4 protein-coding genes are annotated in these 5,639 nt (G+C 47.2%); 3 read left to right on the top strand and 1 reads right to left on the bottom strand.

Annotated features, from left to right (window positions below):
* From R8N47_RS23120 to R8N47_RS23110, 3 genes are all read left to right on the top strand, one after another.
* The coding region (locus tag R8N47_RS23120) for a Tn3 family transposase (protein ID WP_206947111.1) at positions 1-682 on the top strand (682 nt) is incomplete at its 5' end.
* 223 nt (positions 683-905) lie between these two features.
* Positions 906-2,132 carry an efflux RND transporter periplasmic adaptor subunit gene (locus tag R8N47_RS23115; protein WP_203347287.1) on the top strand — a complete coding sequence of 409 codons (1,227 nt, stop codon included), beginning with the start codon at positions 906-908 and terminating at the stop codon, positions 2,130-2,132.
* A 13-nt stretch (positions 2,133-2,145) separates the two neighbouring features.
* Positions 2,146-5,328 (top strand): efflux RND transporter permease subunit, encoded by a 3,183-nt coding sequence (locus R8N47_RS23110; protein WP_203347286.1) that lies wholly within the window; start codon positions 2,146-2,148, stop codon positions 5,326-5,328.
* 97 nt (positions 5,329-5,425) lie between these two features.
* Here the strand turns inward: R8N47_RS23110 and R8N47_RS23105 are convergent, their stop codons facing one another.
* Positions 5,426-5,560 (bottom strand): hypothetical protein, encoded by a 135-nt coding sequence (locus R8N47_RS23105; RefSeq protein ID WP_257898055.1) that lies wholly within the window; start codon positions 5,558-5,560, stop codon positions 5,426-5,428.
* Between the last annotated feature and the right edge of the window lie 79 nt (positions 5,561-5,639).

The following is a 5,639-nucleotide window of genomic DNA, read 5'->3' as shown; positions in this document are numbered from 1 at the left end:
CGCCTTACTGGATCTATGCGGTTACAGTTTTGCACCGCGATACGCGCAGTTCAGTAGTGTCATCAATGATCTGTTTGCCGTAACTGAAAATGAACACGGCGGCACCAACCTTGCCCTGAAAAAGCCCATCAGGACGAATGTCATCGAAACGGGATGGCAGGATATTAGGCGCATTGTTCTGTCACTTCAGACAAAGCGAACGACACAGGCAATGCTGGTAAGAAAGTTGTCTGGTTATCCTTCGGGGCACCCGACATTACAGGCGCTGACGGAGTATAATCGACTGGTCAAAGCGCAATATTTACTGGATTACATAGACAATGCCAGTTTGCGGCAGTACGTTCAGCGTGCCCTTAACCGGGGAGAAGCGTGGCACTTCCTGAGACGGGCTATTGCGTCGGTGAATGGCGATCAGTTCCGAGGCAAAAACGAGAGTGAAATCGCTATCTGGAATGAATGTGCAAGATTGCTTGCCAACGCGATCATCTACTTCAACTCCGCGATACTGAGTCATCTGCTGGGACACTTTGAAGCGAGAGGAGATGAAGAGAAAGCGGGTATCACTCGTGCTGTTTCGCCCGTTGCGTGGCAAAATATCAACTTAAGCGGAACGTATAACTTCACTAATACTGGGAAATTGCCCAATATTGGCGAAATAACAAGGCCGATAGTGGATGATTAGGCTCCAAGCTGAAAGTAAACCACCTCCGCAGCCATTTATTGGTGTGGTCTACAGAGGATTATGTCTTTTTAGAGGGGAAAATCCCTAGAACCCCTAAATGGTAATGCGGCAGGCATACGTTGTCCATATGTTGTAACTATTCATTCTATAAATTTTACTTGATCAATATCAAAAGTCAGGATTATTATGCCGATCGGTACAAAACTAACATAAGGATAGCGAGATGGTAGGCAAACACCTTAGAACGCCTCTTCTACTAATCTCATTTGCAGCGCCATTGGTGTTGTCTGGATGTCAAGATTCACGCGCCGAAGCACCTGCATCAGCACCGCCACCACCAACGGTTGAAGTGGCACAAGTGCTTGTAGAACAGGTTACCGAGCTTGATCAATACACTGGTCGATTAGAATCACCTCAAACCGTCACCGTAATGCCTCGTGTATCGGGTTACGTAGACCGTGTTCACTTCCGTGAAGGCCATCTCGTAGAAGCTGGAGACGTGCTTTTTTCAATCGACAATCGTTTGTTTGTTGCTGAAGTTAACCGTTTGAAAGCGGAACTTAGCAGTGCTCAAACAAGCTTGAACCAAGCAATCAAAGATTATGAACGTGCACAAAGACTAAGCAAAACTAAAGCAATTTCTCAAGAGACCGTTGATGCGCGTTTTGCAGATCAGCAGCGTAGCGTTGCAAGTGTTTCAGCTCTTAAAGCTGCTTTGGCAAAAGCGGAACTAGACCTTGAATTCACTCTAGTTCGCGCGCCGATTGCAGGCAAAGTTTCTTTCGCAGAGGTGACCAAAGGTAACTATGTAACTACGGGTCAAACCGTTCTTACGTCACTGGTATCTACTTCGAAAATGTACGCTTATTTCGACATTGATGAGCGTAGTTTCCTTAAATATCAAGAGATTAATAACCTCATCTCAGCGGATGGTGAAATTGAAAATGTCGTCCAAATGTCGTTGGCTAACGATACCGATTTCCCTCATATCGGTTACATCGACTTTGTAGACAATGCGATTGACGAAGCAACGGGAACCATTCAAGTTCGCGCCGTTTTTGATAATGCGGATAAGAAATTTTTACCGGGTATGTTCGCCAAAATGCGTATCGCTGGCTCGGATAGCTACCAAGGTGTGTTGATTGATAACAAGGCGATTGGTACCGATCTGAATAACAAGTATGTCTTGGTTTTAGGCGATGACAATATTGTCCAATACCGAGCAATCTCTCTTGGTGAAGGCCTTAACGGTCTGCGCATTGTATTGGATGGCCTAAAAGGCGACGAAAAGATTGTCGTCAATGGCTTACAACGCGTTCGTGCCAACATGCCTGTTACGCCCGATGAAGTTGCAATGGCTGATGAAAACACCCTTGCCAATATTCGCCAGCAACAAGCATTACGAGACCAGCAGCGCAGTGAGCTACTGACTCTGCAAGTGAAGCAATAAAGGAACCATTGCAATGTTTTCCCAGTTCTTTATTCGTCGGCCGATCTTTGCATCCGTGCTGTCGATACTCATATTCATCGGTGGTGCATTGTCAGTATGGCAACTGCCTATCACTGAATACCCCGAGGTTGTACCTCCGACTGTCGTTGTAACAGCGACTTACCCGGGTGCGAACCCGAAAGTGATTGCGGATACCGTCGCGTCTCCCCTCGAAGAAGAGATTAACGGCGTAGAAGACATGCTGTATATGTCTTCTCAAGCGACTTCTGATGGCGTGATGACGTTAACCGTCACCTTTGCCATTGGTGCCGACGTAGACAAAGCGCAAACCCTAGTTCAAAGCCGTGTTGATCGTGCCCTACCTCGTTTGCCTGAAACCGTTCAGCGACTTGGTGTTGTGACGGAAAAGTCATCACCAGACTTAACCATGGTCGTTCACTTGGTGTCGCCTGATGAGCGTTATGACCTACTTTATCTTGCGAACTATGCAGCGCTTAACGTTAAAGATGAACTTGCCCGAATCGAAGGTGTGGGTGCCGTTCGCCTGTTTGGTGGTGGCGAATACAGCATGCGTATTTGGCTTGATCCAAACAAGGTCGCAAGCCTGGACCTCAACCCTAGTGAAGTCATTTCTGCGATTCGCGAACAGAACCAACAAGCTGCAGCAGGTAGCCTTGGTGCTCAACCAAGTGGCTCGTCAGACTTCCAGTTGCTTATTAATGTCAAAGGACGTTTAAGCGAAGTTGAAGAGTTCGAGAACATCATCATCAAGGTTGGTGAAGATGGTCAGATCAACCATTTGAAAGATGTCGCTCGTATTGAATTAGGTGCCGAAACCTACTCACTTCGTTCACTACTTGATAACCAAGACGCAGTTGCCATTCCAATCTTCCAAGCTTCTGGCTCAAACGCGATTCAGATCTCTGATGACGTAAGAGCGAAAATGGAAGAGCTGTCAGCTAGCTTCCCTCAAGGTGTGAGCTACGAGATTGTTTACGACCCAACGGTATTCGTTCGTGGTTCTATTGAAGCGGTAGTGCAGACACTGCTTGAAGCGGTATTACTTGTTGTACTAGTTATTGTTCTGTTCCTGCAAACTTGGCGCGCATCGATCATCCCATTAGTTGCGGTTCCGGTTTCATTAGTTGGTACGTTCGCCTTCATGTACTTAATGGGCTTCTCTTTAAATGCTCTGTCACTGTTTGGCTTAGTACTCGCTATCGGTATCGTTGTTGATGATGCGATCGTGGTGGTCGAAAACGTCGAGCGAAACATCGAAGAAGGTCTTGCTCCTATTGCGGCGACAGAAAAAGCGATGCGAGAGGTTACAGGCCCAATTGTTGCGACGACGTTGGTGCTCGCTGCGGTATTCATCCCGACTGCGTTTATGTCTGGCTTAACGGGTCAGTTCTATAAACAGTTTGCGTTGACCATTACTATTTCAACGTTCATTTCAGCTATTAACTCGCTGACTTTGAGCCCGGCTCTTTCTGCCCTGTTGTTACGTGGTCACGACCAACCGAAAGATTGGCTCACGCGTGCAATGGATGGCTTGTTCGGACGCTTCGTATTTACCCCATTCAATAAGCTATTTAACAAAGGTTCTATCGCTTACGGTTACGCGGTGAAGAAGAGCATTCGACTTGGCGCACTGATTGGTGTGATGTATGTTGGCCTGCTTGGCTTAACGGCTTACCAATTCGATCAGACTCCTACGGGTTATGTGCCGGGTCAAGATAAGCAGTACTTGGTTGCATTCGCGCAACTGCCAGACGCGGCTTCACTTGAGCGTACCGATGCAGTGATTCGTGAGATGTCCGAGATTGCTTTGGCACAACCAGGCGTTGAACACTCCGTTGCATTCCCAGGTCTGAGCATTAACGGGTTCACCAATAGTCCAAACAGCGGTATCGTGTTCACTCCGTTGGCTGATTTCGACGAGCGTCAAGATCCGAGTCTTAGCGCAAATGCGATTGCAGGTCAGCTGAACCAAAAATTTGCTTCTATCCCTGATGCATTCATCGCGATCTTTCCACCACCACCGGTTCAGGGTCTGGGTACGATTGGCGGTTTCCGTTTGCAGATCCAAGATCGAGCGAACCACGGCTACGAAGCGCTATACGGTGTCACTCAACAAGTGATCATGAAAGCATGGGCGCACCCGGCACTAACTGGTGTGTTCTCAAGCTATCAAGTTAATGTTCCACAGTTAGACCTGGATGTTGACCGTACGAAAGCGCTCAAGCAAGACCTATCATTAGACGATGTTTTCTCTACCCTGCAATCCTACATGGGGAGCACGTACGTCAATGATATCAACCGCTTTGGTCGCACATACCAAGTGAACGTTCAGGCCGACGAAGAGTTCCGCCAAACACCAGAGCAGATTCGCCAACTAGAGGTTCGAAATGCGAACGGTGAAATGATTCCTTTAGGCGCGTTTGTTGATGTGAATTACAGTGCTGGTCCTGACCGTGTGATGCATTACAACGCTTATACCACAGCAGAGATCAATGGTAGCCCTATGCCAGGTTTCAGCTCAGGTGAAGCGCAAGCAGCGATTGAGCAGATCCTTGCAGAGACACTACCGATTGGCATGACTTACGAATGGACCGAGCTGACCTACCAACAGAAGTTGGCCGGTGATACAGCTATGTTGATCTACCCACTGGTTATCTTGTTGGTGTTCCTTGTACTTGCTGCGCAATACGAAAGTGTACGTCTTCCGATGGCAATCATCTTAATCATTCCTATGACGCTTCTATCGGCGATCAGCGGTGTGATTCTATGGGGTAGCGACAACAATATTTTCACTCAAATTGGTCTAATCGTACTGGTTGGTTTGGCAACTAAAAACGCCATCCTAATCGTAGAATTCGCCAAAGAGTTGCAAGATAAAGGTCGCACTGTGATGGAGGCTGTTCTTGAAGCATCACGCTTACGTCTTCGCCCAATCTTGATGACGTCGATTGCCTTCATCATGGGTGTGGTTCCAATGGTGTTCTCTACTGGTGCCGGTGCTGAAATGAGACAAGCAATGGGTATCGCTGTGTTCTCTGGCATGATTGGTGTAACCATATTCGGTCTGCTACTCACGCCACTGTTCTACTACGTATTGGCTAAACGTACTCCTAAAGAGCAGAGTGACAACACAGAGCAAGTTGCACTAGAGCCGATTAACGAATCCACTGTCTAATCCTTTATTTTGAGTGATTAGAAAGGCAGCCCGTGCTATTTGGGGCTGCCTTTTTTTCGTTAAGGACTCAACGGCAATTCCAGCCGTTATTTTTTGTTCAGTCTAGAAACTGTTGAATATCGTCGACGTCCATTAACTCTGACGATAAATACCGCTCTGCATAGTTGCGATAAACACCGCTCGTTAAAAGCAGGTGGAAAATCTCTTTATCAATATGTTCATTCTCCGCCATTTTGGGGTTCTAGGGATTTTCCCCTCTAAAAAGACATAATCCTCTGTAGACCACACCAATAAATGGCTGCGGAGGTGGG

Source organism: Vibrio sp. 2132-1, from assembly GCF_033344315.1.
This window is presented reverse-complemented; position numbering and strand designations above follow the sequence as displayed.

Bases quoted from the DNA above. Each gene is read 5' to 3' on its own strand.
- R8N47_RS23115 (WP_203347287.1), top strand. From the start codon at position 906: ATGGTAGGCAAACACCTTAGAACGCCTCTTCTACTAATCTCATTTGCA.
- R8N47_RS23110 (WP_203347286.1), top strand. From the start codon at position 2,146: ATGTTTTCCCAGTTCTTTATTCGTCGGCCGATCTTTGCATCCGTGCTG.
- R8N47_RS23105 (WP_257898055.1), bottom strand. From the start codon at position 5,560: ATGGCGGAGAATGAACATATTGATAAAGAGATTTTCCACCTGCTTTTA.